The 21,126-nt window shown below is 70.2% G+C and carries 18 protein-coding genes; 7 read left to right on the top strand and 11 right to left on the bottom strand.

Going from position 1 to position 21,126, the window contains the following annotated elements; all coding sequences use genetic code 11:
- Positions 1-91: 91 nt before the first annotated feature.
- On the bottom strand, positions 92-985 hold the full coding sequence (locus NR792_RS11460; RefSeq protein ID WP_375760098.1) for a cyclic nucleotide-binding domain-containing protein: 894 nt from the start codon (positions 983-985) through the stop codon (positions 92-94).
- Positions 986-1,198: 213 nt separating this feature from the next.
- On the opposite strand from NR792_RS11460, the gene NR792_RS11455 reads away from it, so the two are divergent.
- Positions 1,199-2,194 (top strand): hypothetical protein, encoded by a 996-nt coding sequence (locus NR792_RS11455; protein ID WP_375760097.1) that lies wholly within the window; start codon positions 1,199-1,201, stop codon positions 2,192-2,194.
- A gap of 10 nt (positions 2,195-2,204) precedes the next feature.
- On the opposite strand, the gene NR792_RS11450 is transcribed toward NR792_RS11455, so the two are convergent.
- From NR792_RS11450 to dacB, 5 genes are all read right to left on the bottom strand, one after another.
- On the bottom strand, positions 2,205-3,299 hold the full coding sequence (locus tag NR792_RS11450) for an alanine racemase (RefSeq protein WP_375760096.1): 1,095 nt from the start codon (positions 3,297-3,299) through the stop codon (positions 2,205-2,207).
- 89 nt (positions 3,300-3,388) lie between these two features.
- On the bottom strand, positions 3,389-3,667 hold the full coding sequence (locus NR792_RS11445; RefSeq protein WP_375760095.1) for a hypothetical protein: 279 nt from the start codon (positions 3,665-3,667) through the stop codon (positions 3,389-3,391).
- A gap of 138 nt (positions 3,668-3,805) precedes the next feature.
- Entirely contained in the window at positions 3,806-4,228 is a 423-nt protein-coding gene (locus NR792_RS11440) for a hypothetical protein (protein ID WP_375760094.1), read from the bottom strand.
- 89 nt (positions 4,229-4,317) lie between these two features.
- Positions 4,318-6,498, bottom strand: coding sequence for a prolyl oligopeptidase family protein (locus NR792_RS11435; RefSeq protein WP_375760093.1), 2,181 nt, complete (start codon positions 6,496-6,498; stop codon positions 4,318-4,320).
- 38 nt (positions 6,499-6,536) lie between these two features.
- Complete coding sequence (gene dacB / locus NR792_RS11430; RefSeq protein ID WP_375760092.1) at positions 6,537-8,021, bottom strand: D-alanyl-D-alanine carboxypeptidase/D-alanyl-D-alanine-endopeptidase; 1,485 nt, start codon at positions 8,019-8,021, stop codon at positions 6,537-6,539.
- 191 nt (positions 8,022-8,212) lie between these two features.
- Between dacB and rdgC the strand changes: the two genes are divergently transcribed.
- Both rdgC and NR792_RS11420 read left to right on the top strand, forming a co-directional pair.
- Positions 8,213-8,863, top strand: coding sequence for a recombination-associated protein RdgC (rdgC, locus tag NR792_RS11425; RefSeq protein ID WP_375761604.1), 651 nt, complete (start codon positions 8,213-8,215; stop codon positions 8,861-8,863).
- The gene (locus NR792_RS11420) at positions 8,850-9,539 is read left to right on the top strand and encodes a hypothetical protein (protein WP_375760091.1); all 690 of its coding nucleotides are present in this window, start codon (positions 8,850-8,852) and stop codon (positions 9,537-9,539) included. Before rdgC ends, NR792_RS11420 begins: the two co-directional genes overlap by 14 nt.
- Position 9,540: 1 nt before the next feature.
- Here NR792_RS11420 and NR792_RS11415 read toward each other — a convergent pair whose 3' ends face one another.
- The 3 genes from NR792_RS11415 to NR792_RS11405 all read right to left on the bottom strand — a co-directional run bounded on the left by NR792_RS11415 (position 9,541) and on the right by NR792_RS11405 (position 11,327).
- Complete coding sequence (locus tag NR792_RS11415) at positions 9,541-10,302, bottom strand: DUF5953 family protein (protein WP_375760090.1); 762 nt, start codon at positions 10,300-10,302, stop codon at positions 9,541-9,543.
- Entirely contained in the window at positions 10,299-10,379 is an 81-nt protein-coding gene (locus tag NR792_RS11410) for a hypothetical protein (protein ID WP_375761603.1), read from the bottom strand. The genes NR792_RS11415 and NR792_RS11410 overlap by 4 nt, the downstream gene beginning before the upstream one ends.
- A 726-nt stretch (positions 10,380-11,105) precedes the next feature.
- Positions 11,106-11,327 (bottom strand): hypothetical protein, encoded by a 222-nt coding sequence (locus NR792_RS11405; protein ID WP_375760089.1) that lies wholly within the window; start codon positions 11,325-11,327, stop codon positions 11,106-11,108.
- 237 nt (positions 11,328-11,564) lie between these two features.
- Here NR792_RS11405 and NR792_RS11400 point away from each other — a divergent pair, with 237 nt between their 5' ends.
- From NR792_RS11400 to NR792_RS11390, 3 genes are all read left to right on the top strand, one after another.
- Positions 11,565-13,844: a hypothetical protein gene (locus NR792_RS11400; RefSeq protein WP_375760088.1), complete on the top strand. Its 2,280-nt coding sequence runs from the start codon at positions 11,565-11,567 to the stop codon at positions 13,842-13,844.
- Positions 13,845-13,938: 94 nt separating this feature from the next.
- A complete protein-coding gene (locus NR792_RS11395) occupies positions 13,939-15,012 on the top strand; it encodes an HmuY family protein (protein ID WP_375760087.1) in 1,074 nt (357 codons plus the stop codon).
- Positions 15,012-16,565: an MXAN_6640 family putative metalloprotease gene (locus NR792_RS11390; protein ID WP_375760086.1), complete on the top strand. Its 1,554-nt coding sequence runs from the start codon at positions 15,012-15,014 to the stop codon at positions 16,563-16,565. The genes NR792_RS11395 and NR792_RS11390 overlap by 1 nt, the downstream gene beginning before the upstream one ends.
- Here NR792_RS11390 and NR792_RS11385 read toward each other — a convergent pair.
- The gene (locus tag NR792_RS11385; RefSeq protein WP_375760085.1) at positions 16,562-17,566 is read right to left on the bottom strand and encodes a hypothetical protein; all 1,005 of its coding nucleotides are present in this window, start codon (positions 17,564-17,566) and stop codon (positions 16,562-16,564) included. The genes NR792_RS11390 and NR792_RS11385 overlap by 4 nt on opposite strands.
- A gap of 220 nt (positions 17,567-17,786) precedes the next feature.
- Here NR792_RS11385 and NR792_RS11380 point away from each other — a divergent pair, with 220 nt between their 5' ends.
- A complete protein-coding gene (locus tag NR792_RS11380) occupies positions 17,787-19,403 on the top strand; it encodes a LysM peptidoglycan-binding domain-containing protein (RefSeq protein ID WP_375760084.1) in 1,617 nt (538 codons plus the stop codon).
- Positions 19,404-19,512: 109 nt separating this feature from the next.
- On the opposite strand, the gene NR792_RS11375 is transcribed toward NR792_RS11380, so the two are convergent.
- The gene (locus NR792_RS11375; protein WP_375760083.1) at positions 19,513-21,108 is read right to left on the bottom strand and encodes an aromatic amino acid hydroxylase; all 1,596 of its coding nucleotides are present in this window, start codon (positions 21,106-21,108) and stop codon (positions 19,513-19,515) included.
- Positions 21,109-21,126 lie beyond the last annotated feature (18 nt).

Genomic DNA, 21,126 nt, shown 5'->3' with positions numbered 1-21,126 from the left:
GGGCGATTGCATGTCTGGGATGAGGCACTTCCCTCCGGGTGAAGCCAGACGCTCTCGGGGGGAAGTAGCGGGGATGGCGCGGGACGGCGGACTACTTCGGCTCTCCCATGACTTCCATCGTGTGCTTGAGCCGCTCCAGGCCCAGGCGCACCAGGGCGCCGCGCAGGTCGGGCTGGCCCAGGAAGGCCTTCTTGAACACGTCGCGCTCCAGCTTGAGGAGCGTGCAGGGAGTCACGGTGCGCACGGTGGCGGTGGCCAGCCGGCTGCGCAGGAGGGAGATCTCCCCGAACAGGGCGCCTTCCTCCAGCGTGGGGTAGGCGGACTGGCGGCCGTCGCCGTGCGTGTGGAAGACCTCGCACTGGCCCCGGATGAGGACGTAGAGCGCGTCGCCCGGCTGGCCCCTGGTGAGCAGCGTCTCTCCGGCGGGGACGGTGCAGGGGACGAAGGCGTCACCCAGCTCGTGCTGCACCTCCGGGGGCAGGGCGGCGATGAGCGGGTTGCTGCGCAGCGCGTCCGCGAGCAGGCGCTCCCGGGCGGTGACCTGCATCTGCTCGCCCTTGACGCCGTAGTCCTTGCCCAGCTCCCGGACGCCGGCCTGGGTGAGCTCCAGCAGCACGGCGTCCTCCACCGTCACGATGGTGGCGGTGCGCTGCGTGCCGGTGAGCAGCGCCAGCTCGCCGAAGAACTCGCCAGCGCCCAGGCGGCCGACCTCCGTGTTGGCGCCGCTGTCCCCGCCGCGCAGCACCGCGACGCGGCCCTCCAGCACGACGAACATCGAGTGGCCCGGGTCGCCCTCGCGCACCACCACCTGGCCCGCGGGCAGGTAGCGCGTGCAGACGGGCGGCGGCGCGGGAGCCCCTTCCGCGTCCGCCGGGGCGCCTGCCGCCGGGGCCATGGCGGAGGTCGCGGACGTCTGCCCGCCGGAGGAGACCGGGGCGGACGGGTGGGCGGACAGCAGGGCCTGCAGGCGCGCGAACAGGGACATGGTGCGCAAATGCTACCGGGGTGCCCGGGCGGAAACTGTGAAGCGGTTCACAGGCGGCACGGTGGTGGCCTGAAAGACAGCCAGGCAGGCGCGAGGAGCCATTGAACAGGGATTGACCTGCTTGCGCAACGTCTGTGTTTCGCCCTCCTGACGCACGGCGACGGGCGCGGGGGATGGCGTGGGCGGACCGGGACGCCCTACAGTCCCAGGCCCATGGGAGACACGCTGGACGTCGTGGTGGACCTGGGAGACGTGGGGGAGACGGCCGCGGATGCCGTGCTGCTGAAGTACGCGCAGGGCTTCCACGGGGCGGACGGCGCGGTGTCGCGCCGGCTGGAGGCGGCGGGCGTGGCCATGGACGCCTTCGACCTGCTGCCCGGGGACCACCGCTTCATCGACACGCGCCGGAGCCTGGGGGCTCCGCTGGTGCTCTTCCTGGGCACGGTGCGGCTGCGCCAGTTCGGCTACCACGAGATCCGCCAGTTCTCCGTGCGCGCGCTCCAGCTCCTGGAGCCCCGGCACGAGGTGCGTCACCTCGCGTGCACCGTGCACGGCCCCAACTACGGGCTGGATGAGGACGAAGCCGTGCTGGCCCTGGTGGGCGGCTTCGTGGACGCGTTCCAGCGCGGCAGTGGCCCGCGCGACCTGGAGCGCATCACGGTGGTGGAGCTGAACCCCAAGCGCGTGGAGCGGCTGCGCAAGGCCATCGCGCTGGGGCTGGGGCTCACGCCGGGCGTGGAGCCGCTGATGGGGGCCACGGGCTTCCGCGTGCGGCGGACGTCCCGCTTCGTCCAGGCGCCGCCCATGGCCTCCGCGGGCGCGAACTCCAACGAGAAGCCCCATGCCTTCGTGGCGATGCCCTTCGCGCCGGAGCTGGAGGACACCTACCACTACGGCATCCTGAACCCGGTGAAGTCGGCCGGGCTCCTGTGCGAGCGCGTGGACCAGGCCGTCTTCGACGGCCCCATCATCCAGCGCATCCGGGACCGCATCGACACCGCGAAGGTCGTCATCGCGGACCTGTCCCTGGCGAACCCCAATGTCTACCTGGAGGTGGGCTATGCCTGGGGACGCGGCAAGCCCACGCTGATGCTGGTGCGCGACGTGAAGGAGCTGCGCTTCGATGTCTCCAGCTACCGGTGCCTCGTCTACCGGAACATCCGGCACCTGGAGGAGATGCTGACGCAGGAGCTGAAGCGCATCGCCTGAGGCCGGGGGCTCACCAGCCGCGCGCCGCGACCTCCCACGTCGCCACGTGCGTGTCGCCGCGCACGACGTACAGCCGGGGATGCTGGGGCACGGAAACACAGACATGGTTGGGCACCACCCGCACGCGCTCGCCAATGCGTGGGCGCCACGTCGTGCCGGACACGTCCAGCAGGCCGTGCTCCTCCGACAGGTTCTTCACCACGACCTCCGGCCGGTCCAGCAGGACGCCATAGCCCGGCGCCAGCCCTTCCTCCTTCACCAGCGCCTTGCCCCCCGCGTCGATGACCACCTGGCCGGGCACGGCCGTGCTCACCACGGTGGCCAGCACTGAATAGGCGCACTCCGTCCAATCACAGGCGCCGATGACCGCCGCGTTGCGGTCGTTCAGCGCGTTGAGCCCCGGGCGGATCTCCGTAAGGCCCTTCACGGTATGGGATTGCCAGAGCGTCGGCGTGGAGCCGCCGCTGACCACTTCCGGCGGCAAGCCCGCGTGGCTCAAGGCGCCCACGAACGTCGCCAGGGCTTCCGACTGGGCTCCCATCGCGGAGGGCAGCTCCGCCTGGGGAATGCGGATGTGGCCCGCGTAGAACGTCACCCCGCGAAACGCCACGCCGGGCGTGGATGCCGCCGCGCGTGCCAGGGCCACGGTCTCCTCCGGCGTGCGCAGCCCCACGCGGCGCATGCCCAGGTCCACCTCCACGAGCACGCCCACGGTGCGCCCCGCGTCCCGGGCCGCGCGCGCCAGGCCCTCCAGCACGTCATGGGAGTCGAGCGCCACGGTGAGCCGCACGCGCGAGGGCAGGGCCATCAGCCGCGCCAGCTTGCGCGCCCCCACCGGCGGGTATGCGAGCAGCACGTCGTCGGACACCGACGCCATGACCTCGGCTTCCAGGACGGTGGCCACCGTGACGCCAGCGGCTCCCGCCGCGACCTGCATCGCGCCCAGCTCCGCCGTCTTGTGCGTCTTCGTGTGGGGACGCCAGCGCAGGCCGTGCTCGCGGGCGTAGGTCGCGACGCGCTGGAGGTTCCGCTCGACGCGGTCCAGGTCCACGATGGCGGCGGGCGTGTCGAGCGTATCGAGGAAGGTCGAGGACATGCGGCGCATGCTCGCACCGCGCTCCTCGACCCGTCACCCGAATCCACCGCCACGCGGAGCCTGCTGCCTGCTTCGCGACAAGCTCCGCCCGGTGCGGCTCAGTAGCAGGGGTAGACGGCCTGCTTGTAATACCCGCTGAGCTGCCCCTGGAAGACGGAGCTGGAGTCGCAGCGGGTCAGGGTCCAGCCGACCTGCACCGTATAGGTGTTGTCGCTGTAGTAGACGGTGCTGACCTCGTTCCCGCGGACGACGACCAGCTCCTGCGACGCGGTGCCAACGCCCTCCGTCTCTTCCACCGGGGGCCCCCCGCACGCGCCCAGCATGAGCCCGACCCCTCCAGCGAAGAGCACTCCGAACCGCTTGCTTCCCAGCGCCATGTTTCCTCCGCGTCCGTCTATTGAATCACCCGGAGTGTAGGCGCTGGCGCCAATCCTTGTCATGGCGCCCAAAAAAACAATGACAAACGGATGGATGCAGCGGCGCGAGGAGTTTCCGCCGTCATTGCATCCGTCTGACTACGACGCCGGCTCGAAGGCCACCGTGGGCCGCTGCCAGCTCCAGCCGCCGGACTTCAGGGCCTCCGTCGCCTGCGCATCCAGCGCGCGCAGCGCGGCGAGCACCTCCGCGGGCGGGCGGGGCGCTCCCGGTGCGCTCTCCACCTCGAAGCGCGGGGGGATGGTGCCGGCGTCCTGGCCGCCCATCACCACGCGGACGCGGCAGTTCTGCGGGGACAGCTCCGTGTCGCCGGACCAGGACACGTCCTGGACGAAGAGGTCCACCGCGCCCAGCACCTTCTGGCCGCGCAGCTTCTCCACCACCGCGTCCAGCGAACCCTTCGCGCGGGCGTTCCGCTTCTTGCCAAGACGCGTCAGCGTCCACCAGGCCAGGCCGCCCGCGAGGATGGGCGAGAGGATGAAGTAGGGGATGAGCGGGCTCATGGGGCGGCAGGCTGCCACGAAACCTGGAAGAAGAAACGCCCGTCTCCAGGGCCTCGCGGCTCCAGAGACGGGCGTGAAGAGAAGCAGGACTACTTCGGCGCGGGCGCGGAGACCTTCTTCGTCGCGTTGGGCTTGTACGTCATGCCCAGCTCGTTGAAGACGAAGGAGTAGACGTCCACCTCCTCCTCGATGCGCGCGGACAGCGGCGTGCCCATGCCGTGGCCCGTCTCCGCGTTGGCGCGCAGCAGGATGGGCTTGGGGGCCGCCGTCGCCGACTGCATCCGGGCCACCATCTTGCGCGAGTGGAACGGATCCACGCGCGGGTCATTGGCCCCGGACGTGAAGAGCACCGGCGGGTACTTCGTCCCGTCCTTCACCTGGTGCACCGGCGAATAGGCATACAGCGCCTTGAACTGCTCCGGGTCCTTCACCGAGCCGTACTCCGTCACGTTGAACTGGCCGTTGGGCGTCAGCTCCGTGCGCAGCATGTCGTAGATGCCCACGCGCGCCACCACCGCGCCGTACTGCTCCGGGTGCTGCGTCACGGCCGCGCCCATCAGCAGGCCGCCGTTGCTGCCACCCTGGATGGCCAGCTTCTTCGGCTGCGTGTACTTCTGGTCCGTGAGCAGCTTCGCGCACGCGTAGAAGTCGTCGAACACGTTCTGCTTCTTCGTGAGCGAGCCGCCCTTGTGCCACTCCTCGCCGAACTCCGAGCCGCCGCGCAGGTTCGCCACCGCGAACACGCCGCCCTGCTCCAGCCACATGCCCGTCAGCGCGCTGTAGCCCGGGTTGATGGAGACGTTGAAGCCGCCGTAGCCGGTGAGCCACGTGGGGTTGTTCCCGTTCAGCTTCGTGCCCTTCTTCTTCAGGATGGTGAGCGGCACCTTGGTGCCGTCCTTCGACGTGGCCTCCGTGCGCACCACCTCCACGTCGCTCATGTCGATGGGCGCCGTGCGCGCCAGCGCCGTCTTGGTCACCTTGCCGTCCGCCGCCGTGAAGCGGAACCAGGAGTGCGGCTGGGTGAAGCTGCCGTTGACGAAGAGCAGGTCGTCCGCGCCCTGGCGCACCAGGCCGCCCACCGACGACACCGGCAGCGTGGGCACCAGCCCCAGCGCCTTGCCCGTCAGGTCCACCATGCGCAACTGCGACGGGCCGCCCAGCTGCTCCAGCAGGTACAGGCGGCTCTTCGTCGGCACCGCGGCCTGCACCGTCGCCTCACCCTCGGGGACGACCACGGTGGCCTTGTCCAGCGTGGGCGTGGCCAGCGGCAGGCGCAGCACCTTGCCCTTCGGCGCGTCCTTGCGGCTGAGCAGGTACGCCGCGCCGTCGCTGCCGAAGCGCGCCGCCACCACCTTGTCCGCGTACTTCGCCACCTGCGTCCACGTGCCCTTGGGGCCGTGCAGGTACAGGTCGAACTCGCCGCCGTCGCCGTTGGCCACGCGCGCGAAGGTGTACTGGCCGTCGTCGCTGGACTCCAGGTCCGTCATCGCGATGCGCGGGAAGTCCTTGCCCAGCGCGTACGTGTCCTTCTCCGTGGGCGTGCCCAGCGCGTGGAAGTACACCTGCTGGTACACCTCGCGGTCCACGGGCGGGCGCTCCTCGCCGCGCGGGTAGCGCGTGTAGAAGAAGCCCGTGCCCTTCGCGTTCCACGCGAGGCTGCCGCCCGCCGTGCCGCCGTTGACGCGGGGCACCAGCTCGTTGGGCATCGCCTTCGCCGTGGCCACGTCCCACACGGACACGTCGCCGCTCTCCGTGCCGCCCTTGGACATGGAGACGGCGACCTTCTTGCCGTCGTGCGACAGCTGGAACCAGTCGATGGTCGTCTTGCCGGAGGTGTCCACCTGCGTGGGGTCCACCAGCACGCGCTCCTTCGACGTGTCGTCCAGCGAGCCCACCACGATGAGCGTGGGCTGCTGCTTGGGCGGCTGGAACTTCAGCCCCAGGAGCGTGCCGCCCCGCTCATCCAGGCCGCCGTAGGAGGGCGACTTCCAGGACAGGAGCTCCGAGATGCGCTGGCGCAGCGGCTCGCGGCCCGGGAGCTTGTCCAGGTACGCGCGCGTGTACGCGTTCTGCGAGTCCGTCCACTGCTGCACCTTGGGGTCGGTGGCGGACTCCATCCACTGGTACGGATCCGCCACGGTGGTGCCGTGGTAGGTGGTCTCCACGGGCTGCTTCTGCGCGGCGGCCGGCTTCGCGGGCGCCTTGCCGGCGGCTCCCGCCACCAGCGGCACGAGCAGCGCGGCGGTCGTCACTGCGATTCTGGACTTCATGGTTCACCTCGCATGCGGGTGGAACCCCTGCGGGACGCTCATCGCAGGGGCAGCTCCACCAGGGCGGTGGAGAAGGTGTCGAAGGTCTCGTTGGCGTTGGGCTTCGTGCCCTCGTCCATGTTGCCGAGCATCAGCGCGAACACGACGCGCGGGTGCTCCGGGTCATTCGGCCGCTCCGCCACGCCCACGAAGCACTTCTGGCCCGTGAGCGTGCCTGTCTTCGCGCGGATGCGGCCCGCGATGGACGGCTTCGTCTTGCGGCCCGCCAGCGTCCCGTCCACGCCCAGCACCGGCAGGCTGTCCACCAGCGCGGCGCCGTAGGGCTCCTGGAGGCTGGTGAGCAGCACCCGCGCCATGCCCCGGGGCGACGCCAGGTTGTAGCGGGACAGGCCGCTGCCATCGACCGGGCGCAGGTCCTTGGTGGGCACGCCCCGGCGCGTCAGCTCCGCGACCAGGGCCGTGCGCAGCGAGGCGTAGCCCTCGTTGCCGGTGCGCTCGCGCGCGAAGCGCATGCCCAGCCGCTCCGCGTACAGGTTGAGGCTCTCCTTGTTCGTCACGCGCACCAGCTCCGACAGGGGCGGGCTGGTCAGCTCCACCAGCGGCACCGGCACCGGCGGCATGGGGGAGGTGGGCGCCTCCAGCGAGAGCGGCAGCCGCGTCACCCCGTGCCGCGCCAGCGCGTCGTCCACGCACGCGGCGAAGAGGGCCTCCGGCGCGTCCACGGACAGCTTCACCGCGGCGGACTGGGGGCACGGCCCACCGGACGGCGAGCGCCAGGTGCAGCGCACCCCGCCACCGCCACGCACGCAGGCCAGGTTCGCGCGCTCCGCGTTGACGTCCACGTTCACCACCGCGGACAGCGTGGCGAAGGTGGGGGTCCACTGGACGGAGGGCGCGTCCGAGCAGGTGGTGCCGGGAGCGCGGGCGAGCGCCAGGTCCACCACGTTCTCCCGGAAGACGAAGGGCGTGGGCGCCGCGCTGTAGGCATACGCCGCGTCGTCCCAGGCCCAGCCGGGGCCCATGCCGCCATCCACGCCCTCCGTGCCGGCGATGCGCACGTTGCCGCGCCACTGGTGGATGCCGCGCGCCTGGAAGGCCTCCGCGATGCGGTCACACGCGAGCGCCGTCTCCGGGAAGCGCCACGAGCCCAGCGACGGGTCCCCGGACGCCTGCGCCACCACGTCGCCCAGGAACAGGCCCCCCGTCTGCGAGCCCTCCAGGGACACCGGGGTCACGAAGCGGAAGTCCGCCCCCAGCGCGGACAGCGCGGCGGAGGTGGACACCACCTTCATCGTGGACGCGGGCAGCAGCCGCACGTTCTCCCGGTGGGTGAAGAGGGGCTCCCCGGTGCGTGCGTCCACTACATACGCGCCCGTGAGCGCGCCGTCCGCCTCCAGGGTCTCCAGCAGGGCGTTCGTCACCCCGGGCAGGGTGTCGCGCGAGGCGCCGTCCGGCGTGGCGGGCGCGTGGGTGCAGGCGGACAGGAAGAGGGCGACGCTGGCGGAGGAGAGGGCTCGGCGCATGGCGGCGGCCACCGTATGTCGCGTGCCTGGGAGTGTCATGGTTTCCCGCCGGCGGGGTGGGGCGGAAGAAGTGCACGGTTGGACGGCGCGCGGGCAAACGGTCTTGCGCGCGGGCTATTCCCGGCCCGTTTCGTCCAGCCACACCGAGTGCCTTGACGCGGCGGCACATGCCCCCCATCCTGCCGCGCCCCATGCCTGTCCTACGTGGTGCCGTGACCTTTTCGCGCTTCCGGACCGAGCCGGCCAAGGATGCGCCGTCCGACGTCAAGCGCTGGTTGACCAAGGGACTCAAGTCCCATGCGTTCGAGCCCATCGACCGCCGCTCCGAGGAGGAGCGCGCCGCTGGTTTCGTGGAGCTGGAGAACCCGGAGGCTTCCGAGTTCGCCACCGGGAACCTCTTCTATGGCGAGTACGCCCTGTTCGGCTTTCGCATCGACACGCTGAAGGTGCCCGCGTCGATGATGAAGTCGGAGCTGGACAAGTGGGCCGCCGCCTTCGGCAAGGAGAACGGCCGCCCGCCCGCGCGCGCGGAGAAGAACAGGCAGCGCGCGGAGCTCAAGCAGCTCTTGCGTCAGCGCGCCGTGCCGCGCACCAGCGTGCTGGACGTGACGTGGAACCTGAAGACGCAGACGGTGCAGGTCTGGGCCGCGTCGCGCAAGACGGTGGATGAGATCTGCGTGGCGCTGGAAGGCGCCCTGGCGGTGAAGGTGATTGGCATCACGCCCGCGTCCATGGCGCAGCGCGCGGGCATCGACGAGAAGGCCCTGGGCCCCACGGCGGAGCTCATTGGCATGGACCTGCCGGCGACGGCTTCGGTGGAGGACGCCCATGGCGAGGCGTGAGCAGGCGAGGGAAGAGGCGGCGTTCGCGCGGGGCGATGTCGGCGTGGATGGCGTCGCCACGGAGGAGGAGAAGGACGAAGCCGAAGTCGAAAAGGGCAAGGCGCGCGAGCAGCTGCTGCGCGGCCGGGCCTACCTGGGCCGCGAGTTCATGACGTGGCTGTTGTGGCGCTCGGAGTCGGGCGACCCGCTGGTGGAGTACGACGGCGCGGGCGTCGTCGTCCTCTTCCTGGGCAAGGTGGTGCTGCGCGGCGTGGCCGGCGACGTCACGGAGATGAGCGCCAAGGGCACGCTGGCGCCGTACTCGGAGAACGTGCGCCACTCGCTGGACCGGGGCCTGCTGGTGTCCCAGGCGCGGCTGCGCGTGTCGCACGGCGAGCGCGAGTACGAAGTCACCCTCGATTCCGAGTTCCTGGACATCCGCGCCGCCAAGCTGCCCGCGCTCATGACGGAGGAAGAGGATGATCAGCTCTCCGAGCGGCTGGAGCTGACCGAGCAGCTCTCCGCCATCGTGGACGCGCTGGTGCAGGACTTCCTGGCCGTGCGCGCCGGCCGCGCGTGGAGCAAGCAGGTGGTGCCCGCGCTGAAGGCGTGGATGAAGGGCGAGGAGAAGGGGAGCGACCTGCTCTCCAAGGCCGCCCGCGCCCGGGGCCGTGACGCCCGCGCCGCCCGGGGCTGAATCACGGCCCAGGCGCTGTGCGTCCGCCGATCACCGGGAAGCGCTCATAGACACGCTTGAGCGCTTCCAGGTGGGCGGGATTGTCGTAATCGAGCGGTGCCTCCGTCAGCTGCACGATCCACCCGCCTGACGGAGTGCGCCGCGCCCGCGTGAGCAGTTCGGCATCGCGAGCCGGATCCGGGAATCCGACGAGCTCCGCGGCAGCCGCGGACCAATAGTTCATCCATCCGAGGAAAGAGGGAGTCTCGGCCCTGGGGCTCTTCTCCGGAAGGTTGAGCGTGGGAAGCCCACGGGGTGAACGCTCGGGTCCGTCCGGCGAGCGGCGGAACTGCTGCGCGACCTCCGAGCCGTAGCCATACGGCGACGCGTGCCCCCAGAACGCACGTGCTCCCTCCGCCATGGCCTCAAGCAGCGCGGCCGCTGCCGCGATCACGGGCCCGTCCAGTGGCAGTTTTGCGTGCACTTCAAATTGAGGCTGTCCGCCTGGGCTGGAGAGTCCTGAGCTTTCAATTCCCCAGACCGTCACGGGGTAACGTTCGTCCCCGTTGCAAACCAGTGGGAATCCCCCGTCCTCAACTCTGTCCATGAGCCAGGAGTCACGCTGTGGCAATGCAATGGGGCGCCCACTTTCGCCGACGTCCCACTCCAGGAGCAGGCCGGGGAACGCTTTCTCCATCCCATGGATGACATTGAGTGTGCGGCTGTCTTTGCCCGCGAGGGCAGGGGCATAGGTGATGAGCGTCAGTTTTTTTCGCGCGGTCATCGTTTACACCCCGTGACGACGACATCGAGCTTGGGAACTTCTTCGAGCAGCGCGGCTTTGTGCGCCTGGGTGCTCACTCCCACGGCGAAGCCATATCCGCATGCCGCTGCGACATCTTATGCGAGTCATCCTCGCCCGCGTGAGGCACGGGAACAGGCTCGCAGCTGGCGCGGCCCGCCCGGTCCACGGGTACAGGCGGCACCGGGGGCTGCCTGCCCTGGCCGGCTGGCTCCGGTTCCAGCTGGGGCTTCGGTTTCGCTACGGCATCTCGGGACGCAACCTTCGCCCCTCGTGAGGTCCCTGCTTCCTCGGGGTAGGGGTGGCGCAGTTCATACGCATCCAGTTCCTCCTTGATGGCGACGGCCACCACCACCACACCCAGGACGATGACGGCTCCCACAACAATCTCAGGAGCCGCCAGCACGCAGAACCCGAGTCCCACGGCACCAGCGCCAGCGGAAGCGACCGCGCATCTGCCCGTGGCGTCGTGGAACTCGAGCCGGTCATGGTCGAGTGCCGGATAGCACCGCTCCACCAGCACGGACCAAGGCTGGGACGCTTCGCGGACAACGCACCGCCCATCATCCATCCAAGGCAGCGCCGCCGCTCGTTGGAGGTTGGCCTCCCTCGTGCTGCGGGCCGCTGACGCTCTGGGGCGTGGCTCCGTCGTGGCGCAGGCCGAGAAAACGAGCAGGAGCAAAAGGGCGCCGCATGTCCGAAGACGTATTGCTATCTCATCACAATCATCAAAAGCCTCCGAGTCCTGGGACTCGGAGGCCTATTCGGAGCAACAGCTTGGGTTCCTACGGGTTGATGCAACGCCAGATGCCGCATGAACCCTCTCCCTGGCCACAGTCATACTGGCTGTAGCAGGGCTTGCAGCTGGCCGAACAGATCATCCTGACCGCCTGGGTGTCGGTCGTCTCCGGCGCCGAGCCGGGAACCATGGCCAGGGCCGAGCCCGCCATGGCGCCGATGATCAGGGCAAGGCCAGGAATGGACCGCTTCAGTCGCGACGGCTTCATGCTTCCTCCGGGAGGAATGGGACCGGAGCATCCGGTCCCACACTGCGAGGGCATTCGAACAGACGCGAAGAAGCGATCCAAGTTCGACGGTGCTCCAGCCTGGCGCACCGTCCGGGCCGGAATGGAGCGGGCGGCCGCGCCAGTCCGGAGCAGTGAAAGGCCGCCCCAGGGCAGCGGACACAGGCACGAGGCTCGCAATGGCACACGGGCAATCCCTCCCGCCCGAGCAGGTGTCCCGTGCCGTCCGCCCCCAGCACTGAAGCCATCCAGCGCATCTCCCTGAAGAACCGCGAGTACGCCTACATCGAGGACGCCAACCGCGGCGTCGTGCTGATGGAGGTGGGCCCACGCGTGCTCACGCTGGAGGCCCACCTGACGCTCGTCGCGAAGGAGCGCATGGTGGAGGTGGGCGCCGGCAGCTGGTGCGTGGTGCGCAACCCCGTGGTGCGCGTGGACGGCCAGGTGGCGCTGGACGACTTCGGCCAGGCCCGCGTCGCGGTGGGCGACCGCGAGGTCCGCGTGGGGCCGAAGGTCTTCCCGCTGTACCCCGGCGAGGAGCTGGAGGGCGACATCGTCCCGGAGTACGTCCTGGGCGTGTCGGAGGCGCTGCGGCTGCGCGCGCTCACCGCCTTCACGGACACCCACGTCCCGGACGCCCCCCGCCGCCGCGAAGCCGGTGACGAGTGGCTGGTGCGAGGCCCCGGCCGCTACGTGCCCGGCGAGTCCGTCACCGTCGTGTCGCTGGAGAAGGCCCGCGTCCTCAAGGAGACCGAGTACTGCGTCATCCTCAATCCCGTGGACCGCGCCACCGGCCGCGTCCAGGAAGGCCGCCGCAAGGTCGTCTCCGGCCCCGACGTCTTCTTCCTGGAGCCCGGCGAAGCGCTGGAAGGCGACGTGCGCCGCAAGCACGTCCTGTCGGAGCTCCAGGGCCTGAAGCTCCAGGCGCTGGATGACCTCTCCGAGAACGAGGGCGGCGAGCCCCGCGCGCGCAAGGCCGGTGACACGTGGATCGTCCGCGGCCCGCGCACCTACGTGCCCAGCGAGAAGGTCCTCATCCACCGCGAAATCGCCGCGCTGTCGCTGGGGCAGGGGGAAGGCCTCTACGTGCGCGACCTGCGCTCGGGCAAGGTGTCGCTGGTCCAGGGACCGTGCCAGTTCATGCCGGAGGCGCACCAGGAGCTGCACGAGAAGCGCCTGTCCCCGGACGCGGAGGCGCTGCTGGGCCTTGCTCCGCCGTTGCCCCCTCCGGCGGACGCGAAGGACGCCCGGGCGCCTCGGCCCACGACGTCGGCGGAGAAGGGGGACCGCACGCGCGCCATCGTGCTTCGCATCGAGGACAACACGGCGGTCCTCATCAACGACTTCGAGACCAACCACGCGCGCGTGGAGTTCGGCCCCGCGAAGGTGATGCTGCGCCCGTACGAGGACGTCACCGTCCTGGATTTGTCCGGCAGCACGCCCAAGCGCCCGCGTCAGCTCAAGGTGCTGATGCTGCGGCTGGGGCCGGACTTCGCCACGGACCTGTTCGAAGTGGCCACGCGCGACCACGCACGGCTGCGCATCAAGCTCTCCTACAAGTGGCAGTTCGACGTGCAGGGCGACCCGGAGAAGGACAAGGCCATCTTCCGGGTGAACGACTTCATCGGGTACGTGTGTGAGAACCTCGCGTCGCGCATCCGCCAGGTCGCCGCGGAGAACGAGTTCGAGACCTTCCACAAGAACGCCAGCGTGCTCATCCGCCGCGCCATCTTCGGCATGGACGACGCGGGCCGCGCGCGCAAGGACCGCCTCTTCTCCGAGAACCAGCTGCGCATCATCGACATCGACATCAAGGACATCGCCCCCGTCGACGAGAAGACGGCCCTGAAGCTGCGTGAGGCCATCGACACCAACATCCAGATCCAGCTGGACGCCTCCCGCCAGGAGGCCCAGGCCGCCGCGGAGCTCAAGCGCATCCGCAGCGAGGAGGAGAAGCAGCTCGCGGACATCGCCAGCCACCGCAAGTCGGAAGCCGAACGCCAATCCCTCATCGAACTGCAGAACCGCAACCACCAGCTGGAGACGCTCAGCCGCGCCAAGGTGGAGGCGGAGGCGCAGCTGGAGCGCGCCCGCGTGGAGAGCGAGGAGGCCCTGGCCCGCGCCGAGTCCGACGCCCGCGCCTCCCGCATCCGCGCCGAGGCGGAGGCCGAGCGCGAACGGCTCACCACCCAGGTGACGCTGGAGCGCCAGCAGCGCCTCAACGACCTGGAGGTGGAGCGCCAGTCCCGGCTCGCGGAGGTGGAGGCCTCGCAGTTCCGCCAGCGCGTGGAGTCCCTGGGCGGAGGGGAGAACTTCGTGAAGGCCGTGGCCGCGCAGGCCCAGGCCGCCGTCGTCGGAGGCCTGGACAAGGTCGTCTTCCTCCCCAGCGGCTCCAACCTGAACCTCTTCGACGCCATGCAGGGCCTGCTCGGCCCCGGAGGCCAGCCCCGCCTGTCCGCCCACAACGCGCCGAAGCAGCCCGGGGACACTTCCACTTGAAGTCGAAGAATCGATATTGAAAATGATAATCGTTATCGATTAGAGATCGGCACCGTTCGACGAACGCGGGACTCCGCATCGAAAGGTGACGACGATGAGCAACCCTGGAGGGGTGGTCCGGAAGAGCGGCGCGCGGTGGTACGGCATGGGGGCCCTGGTGGCCCTCGCGCTGGCGGCGGTGGCGCCGGGATGCAGCAGCGACGAGTGCGTGGACGCGTTCGACTGCCGCGATCAGGGCGCGGCCCCGCAGGGAAAGGCCTACGTCTGCAACGCGGACCAGAAGTGCGAGCTGCGCGACCTGGCGCCTGAGCCTGAGACGGATGCGGGCACCGGGGGCGACACGGACGCGGGCACGAACACGGACGCGGGCACGAACACGGACGCGGGCACGGGCACGGGCGCGGGCACGCAGACCGATGCGGGCACGGACGCCGGGACGGAGACCGACGCGGGCACGGAGACCGACGCGGGCACGGAGACCGACGCGGGCACGCCCACGGACGGTGGCGCGGAGCTGTGCACCGACACGGTGGCCTGCACGGAGCAGAGCATCGACACGCTCAGGCTCCGGAGCACCGTCGCCACTGGCGGCGTGGTGGAGGAGGGCACGACGCAGGGCGAGTTCCTCACGTTCCTGGACGGCCGCGCGGGTGGCACGAGCGTGCCGGAGTCGTACACCTACGCGCGCTTCACTGAGACGGGGCTGCGGAAGGTCGCCATCGATGATCAGTCCGCGCTGAGCTCGACGGAGTGGGACGTCGCGGTGCGCCGGTACGTCGTCCGCTTCAACAGCGGCGTCTCCGGCCCGTCGTGCGTGGCGGTGGCGCAGACGCCGGACGGCACGACGTTCGAATCGGTGACGTCCGTGCCGGTGGATGCGCGGTTCCAGGTGGAGAACTACTACACCCCCGGCGCCTGCACTTTCAGCGCGGACGGGTACGGCCTGGGCAGTCCGGCGACCCAGACGCTCTCGTTCTGGACCTACGCCAGCTGCCTGCAGATGACGAACAAGGTCTATCTCATCCAGCTGGCGGATGGCCGTCACGTGAAGCTGCAGGTCAAGGCGTACTATGAGCCCACGATGCAGGCGCAGTGTGACACGACGGGCTCGGTGAGCTCGTCGGCCAGCGCGGGTTCGATCCGCCTGCGGTGGGCCTGGCTGCCGTGATGACCACCGGGGTTCCCACGCTGCTCCTGCTGCTGGCTGGCGCGGGAACCCCGCGCGGCCTTCCGCACGAGCGGGAGGCCGTACCGGGCTTGGCCGCCGAGTCCGGGCGGCCCACCGCGTCCAGCGCGCCCGAGCCGCGCTACCTGCCCGAGGACACGGTGGAGTCCGCCCTGTCGCCGGGCGAGCGCTTCCGCATCCACTTCACCCGCCAGGGCAAGCACGCCGTGCCGGTGGCGGACGCGGATGGCAGCGGCGTGCCCGACTTCGTGGAGCTCGTCGGGCGCACCTACGAACGCGTGGCGACGTTCTACGCGGGTCTGGGCTTCCGCCTGCCGCCCGACGACGCGAGTCCGGCCGGGGACGACGGCGGCGACGGCCGCTTCGACGTGTACCTGGTGGACTTCGGGGGGATTGGCGACGGCGCCTTCCGGCAGGAGACCTGTCGGGAAGGCGCCACGCGCTGCACGGGCTTCATGCTCCAGGAGAACGACTTCACGGGCTACGGCTACCCGTCCGACGCCGAGGCTGTGGAGATCCTGGCCAGCCATGAGTTCTTCCACGCGGTGCAGGCCGCCTACCGGCCCGGCCTGGGCGGCATCGCCTCCGAGGGCACCGCCGTCTGGGCCACCGAGCGCTTCGAGCCCGCGCTCGATGACCTGGAGGGCTTCACCCGCGGCTACATGATCAGTCCGGACAGCACCCTGGTGTTGGACCCGGCAGGGCCGGGCGTGAGCTTCACCTACGGCGCGGGGCTCTTCTTCCAGCTCCTCGGCGAGCGCTACGGAGACGGCGTGCTCGTCGCGCTGCTGGAGGAGTCCGTGCGGCAGCCGGAGGCCCGCTGGCCGGTGCTGCTGGACACCTGCCTGCGCCGCGACTTCGCCTCCAGCTTCGATGAGGCCTTCACCCTGTTCGCCACCTGGAACCTGGGCACCGGCCCGCGCGCGACGCCGGGGTTCGGCTATGCGCGAGGGGAGGGCTATGCGCCGGTGACGACGACGGCGGTGGCGCTCCCCCACACGCAGGACCGCGTGCGCGTCGCGGCGGCGGCCTCGCGGCTCTTCGAGGTCCCCGGCGGCGCGTCCTTCGTGGGCACCTCGTTCGAACCCGAGCCGGGCACCGACCTGGCCGCGCTGCACCTGATCATCGCGGCCGTCACGGAAGACGCCGTGCTGCGGGTGGTGACCGCGAACGGGCCCGAAGCGCTGCGCGCCCAGGTGGCCGCGGACGACGCGACGCGCGTGGTGGTCGCGGTCGTGGACGGACGGAAGGAAGGACTGGGGCGCTATGGCCGGCTGTGCATCGCGGCCACCGGTCAGGCCGCATCCTGCGCGCCGCTCGAAGCGCAGGATGCGGGCACGGAGCCGGGGACCACCGATGCCGGCACGGACGCGGGCACCGTCGACGCGGGCAGGCCCGTGGACCCCATCGATGATCCACGGCCGCCCGCCGATGACGGAGGCTGCCAGACAGCGGGAGGCCCCCTGTCCGGTGCGCTCGTCGCGCTGCTGCTCGGCGGGGGCCTGCGGGCCCGGCGGCGTTCACGGGCGCGTTAGCGCTCGTACTCGTCGCACCCCGTCTCCTGCTTGGACGGGAACGCGGACTTCTTCTCCTGGCGCACGTAGTCATGGCTCTGGGAGAAGAGGTCCGGACTCGTCACGGTCACGGTGCCCTTCGCGGCGTCGGCCGTCTTCCACTGGAGCGCCTCCGGCTTGCCGTCGGAGGACGCGAGCCCCAGCACCCAGGCCCCGGCGCCCTTGCCGGGCTCCACGGACGTCACCTTCAGCGTCGTGGCCTCCTGGCCCAGCTGCACCTCCACCTCGCCCGTCGTGGGCTTGACGGTGAAGCTGCGCGTCGCGGCGGAGCAGGGCTTGAGGACGACGAAGCCCTTGCCCTGGCGCGTCAGCTCCACCCACGTCCCCGCGAAGGGCTGGAGCTTGTCCGCGGCCACCGGCGCCTGGGTGGCCGTGGGCGCCGAGTCCGCCGAGCAGTCCAGGTCCGCACGCTTGAGCAGCCCCGCGGTGGCCTTCTGCGGGCCCTGGAAGCGCGCGGCGAGGAAGTCCGGCTCCAGCGGGTCGACGTACGCCTCCACCGCGTCGCCGGACACCACGAACGCCTTGCGCGCGGTGTTGGCGGCGTCCGACGCGTGGAAGCCCGCCTTGGACGCCTTCACCTTGCAGATGCCCAGCGGCTTGGACGTGCTCCGGGCGAACGAGTCCTTGCCCGGGTAGCCCGCGCCGCAGCACTGGGGCGTGGGGCCTGACTCCAACACGAACTGCTTGGGATTGACGCGCAGCGTCCAGGGCTGCGGCTCGTCCTCCTGGCTCAACGTCCAGGCGGTGGCTGTCTTCTTCTGGACGACCCACGCGCAATCACAGGTGCCCGCGCTGCTGCCCTGCGGGAACGAGCCCGAGAAGTGCACCAGCGTCTCGTTGCTCCCCTCGACGATGGCCAGCGTCCCGCTCTTGTTCGAATAGAGCCCCGTGAGTCCCTCGGACCCCTGCGCCGAGGCGTCCGGGACCGCGCCCGTGACGCAAATGGCAAACAGCAATGCCACACTTTTGAAAGCCGGTTGGATCCTGGACATCCGAGTGGTCCTCCTGGGCAGGTTTTCTAGTCTCAGTGGATTGCTCCGTCGAAACTGAAGTTGCCGGAATCACTGGTTTGACACGATTGCGACTGGGGATGCGAAACTGATCGCACTGCCATTCGATAATCACGGCAATCCAAGCACGTCCGCGGCGCCTGTGTTCGCGGCCTGACACGAGGGGGCTCCCATGACCGTCTCCAACATCCGCGTCCGTTCTGGCGACACGCTTTCGGAGATCGCGAAGCGCTACAACACGTCCGTCGCGGATCTGGCCAAGGCGAACAACATCAAGGATCCGAACAAGATCCTGGCGGGCCAGTCCCTCAAGGTTCAGCAGGACGGCTTCGAGACGAAGGGCGCGAAGTCGAGCGCGGGAACGAAGACGTCGGGCGACAGCTTCACGCAGTCCACCAGCGGCACGCAGAAGACGACGCCCTCCACCGAGGGCGGCACCACCAGCAACGCGGGCGGGGAGCTGGGCTCGCTGAGCCGCAAGTACGAGGCGCGCGGCCCCGGCACCGTGTCCACGGGCAAGGGTGACAAGGGCGGCGTGTCCTACGGCTCCTACCAGTTCGCGTCCGCGAACGGCTCCGCGCAGTCCTTCGTCAACTCGCTGAAGAAGACGAACCCGGACTATTACAAGGCGCTGTCGGGCAGCAAGCCGGGCTCCGCGGAGTTCTCCTCCGCGTGGAAGCAGCTGGCGGCGAAGGACCCGAAGGGCTTCGACAAGGCGCAGCACGACTACATCAAGGCCACGCACTACGACCCGGGCGCCGCCAACATCAAGAAGGCGACGGGCATCGACCTGGACAAGCGCTCCGCGGCGCTGCGTGACGTGGCCTGGTCCACCTCCGTGCAGCACGGCCCGGGCAAGGCGGATGACATCTTCAAGAAGGCGCTGGCCGGCCGCGACCCCGCGAAGGTGAGCGACGAGCAGCTCATCAAGGACATCTACGCCGAGCGCGGCCGCACGAACTCCAGCGGCACCCTGGTGCACTTCTCCGGCAGCTCCAAGGACGTGCAGAAGGGCGTGGCCAACCGCTTCAAGTCGGAGGCGAAGGACGCGCTCGCCATGCTCAAGAAGGAGCAGTCGGGCGCGACCACGACGAAGCCGGCCAACACCAACACGGGCGTGGTTCCCCCGTCGGTGGACAACAGCGCGAGGCCGGGCCGCTCGGACGGCACGGGCACGACGCAGGGCACGAACACCTCCAGGCCCACCACGGAGGCGGACCGCACCGACACGCAGCAGGTGGCCGGGTCCAAGGACAAGCCGGCGGTGCACGTGAAGGTGCCGTACTACAGCCAGTTCGAGGGCGGCCACGGCTACACCCCCAGCGACACGGCGTGCTTCAAGGCCGCGGTGGCGATGGCGGGCGCGAAGGGCGCGAACGTGCTGGGCCCCGACCGCCGCATCCAGGTGGGCAAGAGCGAGAACGGCGTCGGCGCGCTCAACGTGGACTCGAAGAAGGCCGCCGAGGGCCGCAAGTACATCGACCAGCAGCTGGAAGCCGGCAAGCCGGTGGTCGTGGGCGTGAGCCACAAGGACGCGAGCTACAACGCGGACGGCCTCACGGACCACTTCGTGACCATCACGGGCCGTGGCGTCGACGACAAGGGCCGCACCTACTACACGTTCCACGACCCGGGCACGACCAACGCCAGCAAGGGCAAGGACACGAACCCGAACAACCGCTTCTACGTGGATGACAAGACCGGGAACATGTACCGCCCCGGCAAGGCCGCGAACGGCTACGTGACGGACCGCCACTACGACGTCGCGATGGTGCGCATCAACGGGTAGTCCCCCGCCGCGAAAGCCCCCCGGAAGTGAGCCGGCCCGGCGACCTCGTGAGGAGGTCGACCGGGCCGTTTCACGTCATCCGTCTGTCTTTCGGAAAAAGAGACGGACGCTACGCGTGCGCCGTGTCGCGCCGGGGGGGCACCTCGCCGCGCAGCTCCGCCACCTCCGCGCGCAGGAGCCAGTCGGTGGGGAAGTCCGTGGACGCGCGGGCGATCTGCTCCAGCCGCTCGGGGGCCCGCTGCCCCGTCTCGCGGATGCGGCGCACCTCCGTGTAGAGGGCGGCCAGCGACGGGTGCAGGGCCTGCGCCTTGCGCTCGCGCGCCTGGGCCTCGCCGTCGCCCGCGGTGAAGGCGTCCATCTCCCCGAACCACCTGTCCCACGTGCCCGGGTCGGCGGGCCCGCCCGCCACGGACGGCAGCCGCTCCGTCAGGTACAGGCGCGCCATGGACGGCAGCGTCAGCTCGCGGCCCGCCAGCGTGCCGCGCAGGGCAATCACCTCACCGCCGCCCACCGCGAAGCCCTCCAGCACCAGCCCGCTGTCGAGCGAGAGTCTAAAGCTCCCGCGCTCCGGCAGGGTGCCCTGGCCAAATGCGACCAGCGCCGCGCCGCTGAACGGCTTGTCCAGGGCGTGCCCGCTCCGCGATGTGAGGATGGGGCCCTCCAGCCGGGCCAGCGCGGTGGACAGGCCCAGGGCCACCTCCTTGGGGGCCGGCAGCAGCTCCACCACCTTGCCCGTCACCTCCCGGCCGTCCGCGAGCACCAGGTGGTTGACCGTGCGGGCGCGCAGCGCCTCGTTGAGGCCCAGGTCCCCGCCACGCTTCCACGCGAGCGTGGCCTCGAACTCGGCCAGGACTTCGAAGAGGTGTTCAAAGTCGCGCGCCACGAAGAGCTGCGGCTGCATGCGGGTGATGTCGTAGTCCGTGTCCGCGCACGCCACGCCCAGCGGCAGCTTGTGCACCGCGGACGTGAGGCAGTGCTTCGCCTCGCCGATGCTGGACAGCAGGCCCGCGCCGTAGATGCGCGGGTGCTGCAGGTCGCCAATCAGCCCGTACTCCGCCGTCCACCAGTACAGGCGGCTCGCGCGGGTGCTCTCGCTGATGTAGCGGTGGCTGGCGTTGGCGGCCTCCAGGCGGGCCTGGGCGTGGGCAATCTCCTCCTCGGTGGCGGTGGGGTCCTCCTTCACCACGGAGAGGTTGCGGATGGCCTCGAAGACGGCCTGGTCCTCCACGCTGGCGATGGCCTTGAACCCCACCAGCCCCACGGCCTTGAGGTATTGGGCGTACCGCGCGTTCGCGATGATGGGCGCGTGCCCCGCGCTCTCATGGACGATGTCCGGCGCGGGCGTGTACTGGATGTGCTCGTGCGTGCGGATGTCCGCCGCGATGGCCAGCACGCCCAGCGCCTGCAGCTCCGTGAAGACGGCCGGCGGGATGAAGCCGCGCACCGCCACGCAGGACCAGCCCAGCTGGGACAGCTTCTCGTTCATCTCGTCCAGGCTGGGGATGGCCTCCGCGCCAATGCCCGTGGCCTCCAGGCCCTCCAGGTAGACGGGGTGCGCCTTGTCGCTCAGGTGCTCGCGCAGCTGCCCCAGGATGTGCCGCCACACCGCCTGGTCGCGGGGCGTGTACGCCGCGTAGTCCTGCGACACGACGTAGCGGCGCAGGTGGGCGGGAAGGCGGGCAATGGTCCGTTCCGTGGGGGTCATCGCGGCGGCTCCTTCAAG

The sequence above is a fragment of the Corallococcus exercitus genome (assembly GCF_042231735.1).
Lineage (GTDB): Bacteria > Myxococcota > Myxococcia > Myxococcales > Myxococcaceae > Corallococcus > Corallococcus exercitus_B.
Note: the sequence above shows the minus strand (reverse complement) of the source record. Positions and strands in the feature narration are given on the sequence as shown.

What these genes read in the sequence shown, in the direction of transcription:
- NR792_RS11380 (WP_375760084.1), top strand. Translation starts at nt 17,787, where the DNA reads ATGACCGTCTCCAACATCCGCGTCCGTTCTGGCGACACGCTTTCGGAG.
- NR792_RS11435 (WP_375760093.1), bottom strand. Translation starts at nt 6,498, where the DNA reads ATGAAGTCCAGAATCGCAGTGACGACCGCCGCGCTGCTCGTGCCGCTG.
- NR792_RS11405 (WP_375760089.1), bottom strand. Translation starts at nt 11,327, where the DNA reads ATGAAGCCGTCGCGACTGAAGCGGTCCATTCCTGGCCTTGCCCTGATC.
- NR792_RS11440 (WP_375760094.1), bottom strand. Translation starts at nt 4,228, where the DNA reads ATGAGCCCGCTCATCCCCTACTTCATCCTCTCGCCCATCCTCGCGGGC.
- NR792_RS11455 (WP_375760097.1), top strand. Translation starts at nt 1,199, where the DNA reads ATGGGAGACACGCTGGACGTCGTGGTGGACCTGGGAGACGTGGGGGAG.
- NR792_RS11395 (WP_375760087.1), top strand. Translation starts at nt 13,939, where the DNA reads ATGAGCAACCCTGGAGGGGTGGTCCGGAAGAGCGGCGCGCGGTGGTAC.
- NR792_RS11390 (WP_375760086.1), top strand. Translation starts at nt 15,012, where the DNA reads ATGACCACCGGGGTTCCCACGCTGCTCCTGCTGCTGGCTGGCGCGGGA.
- rdgC (WP_375761604.1), top strand. Translation starts at nt 8,213, where the DNA reads ATGCCTGTCCTACGTGGTGCCGTGACCTTTTCGCGCTTCCGGACCGAG.
- NR792_RS11420 (WP_375760091.1), top strand. Translation starts at nt 8,850, where the DNA reads ATGGCGAGGCGTGAGCAGGCGAGGGAAGAGGCGGCGTTCGCGCGGGGC.
- NR792_RS11450 (WP_375760096.1), bottom strand. Translation starts at nt 3,299, where the DNA reads ATGCGCCGCATGTCCTCGACCTTCCTCGATACGCTCGACACGCCCGCC.
- NR792_RS11375 (WP_375760083.1), bottom strand. Translation starts at nt 21,108, where the DNA reads ATGACCCCCACGGAACGGACCATTGCCCGCCTTCCCGCCCACCTGCGC.
- NR792_RS11445 (WP_375760095.1), bottom strand. Translation starts at nt 3,667, where the DNA reads ATGGCGCTGGGAAGCAAGCGGTTCGGAGTGCTCTTCGCTGGAGGGGTC.
- dacB (WP_375760092.1), bottom strand. Translation starts at nt 8,021, where the DNA reads ATGCGCCGAGCCCTCTCCTCCGCCAGCGTCGCCCTCTTCCTGTCCGCC.
- NR792_RS11460 (WP_375760098.1), bottom strand. Translation starts at nt 985, where the DNA reads ATGTCCCTGTTCGCGCGCCTGCAGGCCCTGCTGTCCGCCCACCCGTCC.
- NR792_RS11415 (WP_375760090.1), bottom strand. Translation starts at nt 10,302, where the DNA reads ATGACCGCGCGAAAAAAACTGACGCTCATCACCTATGCCCCTGCCCTC.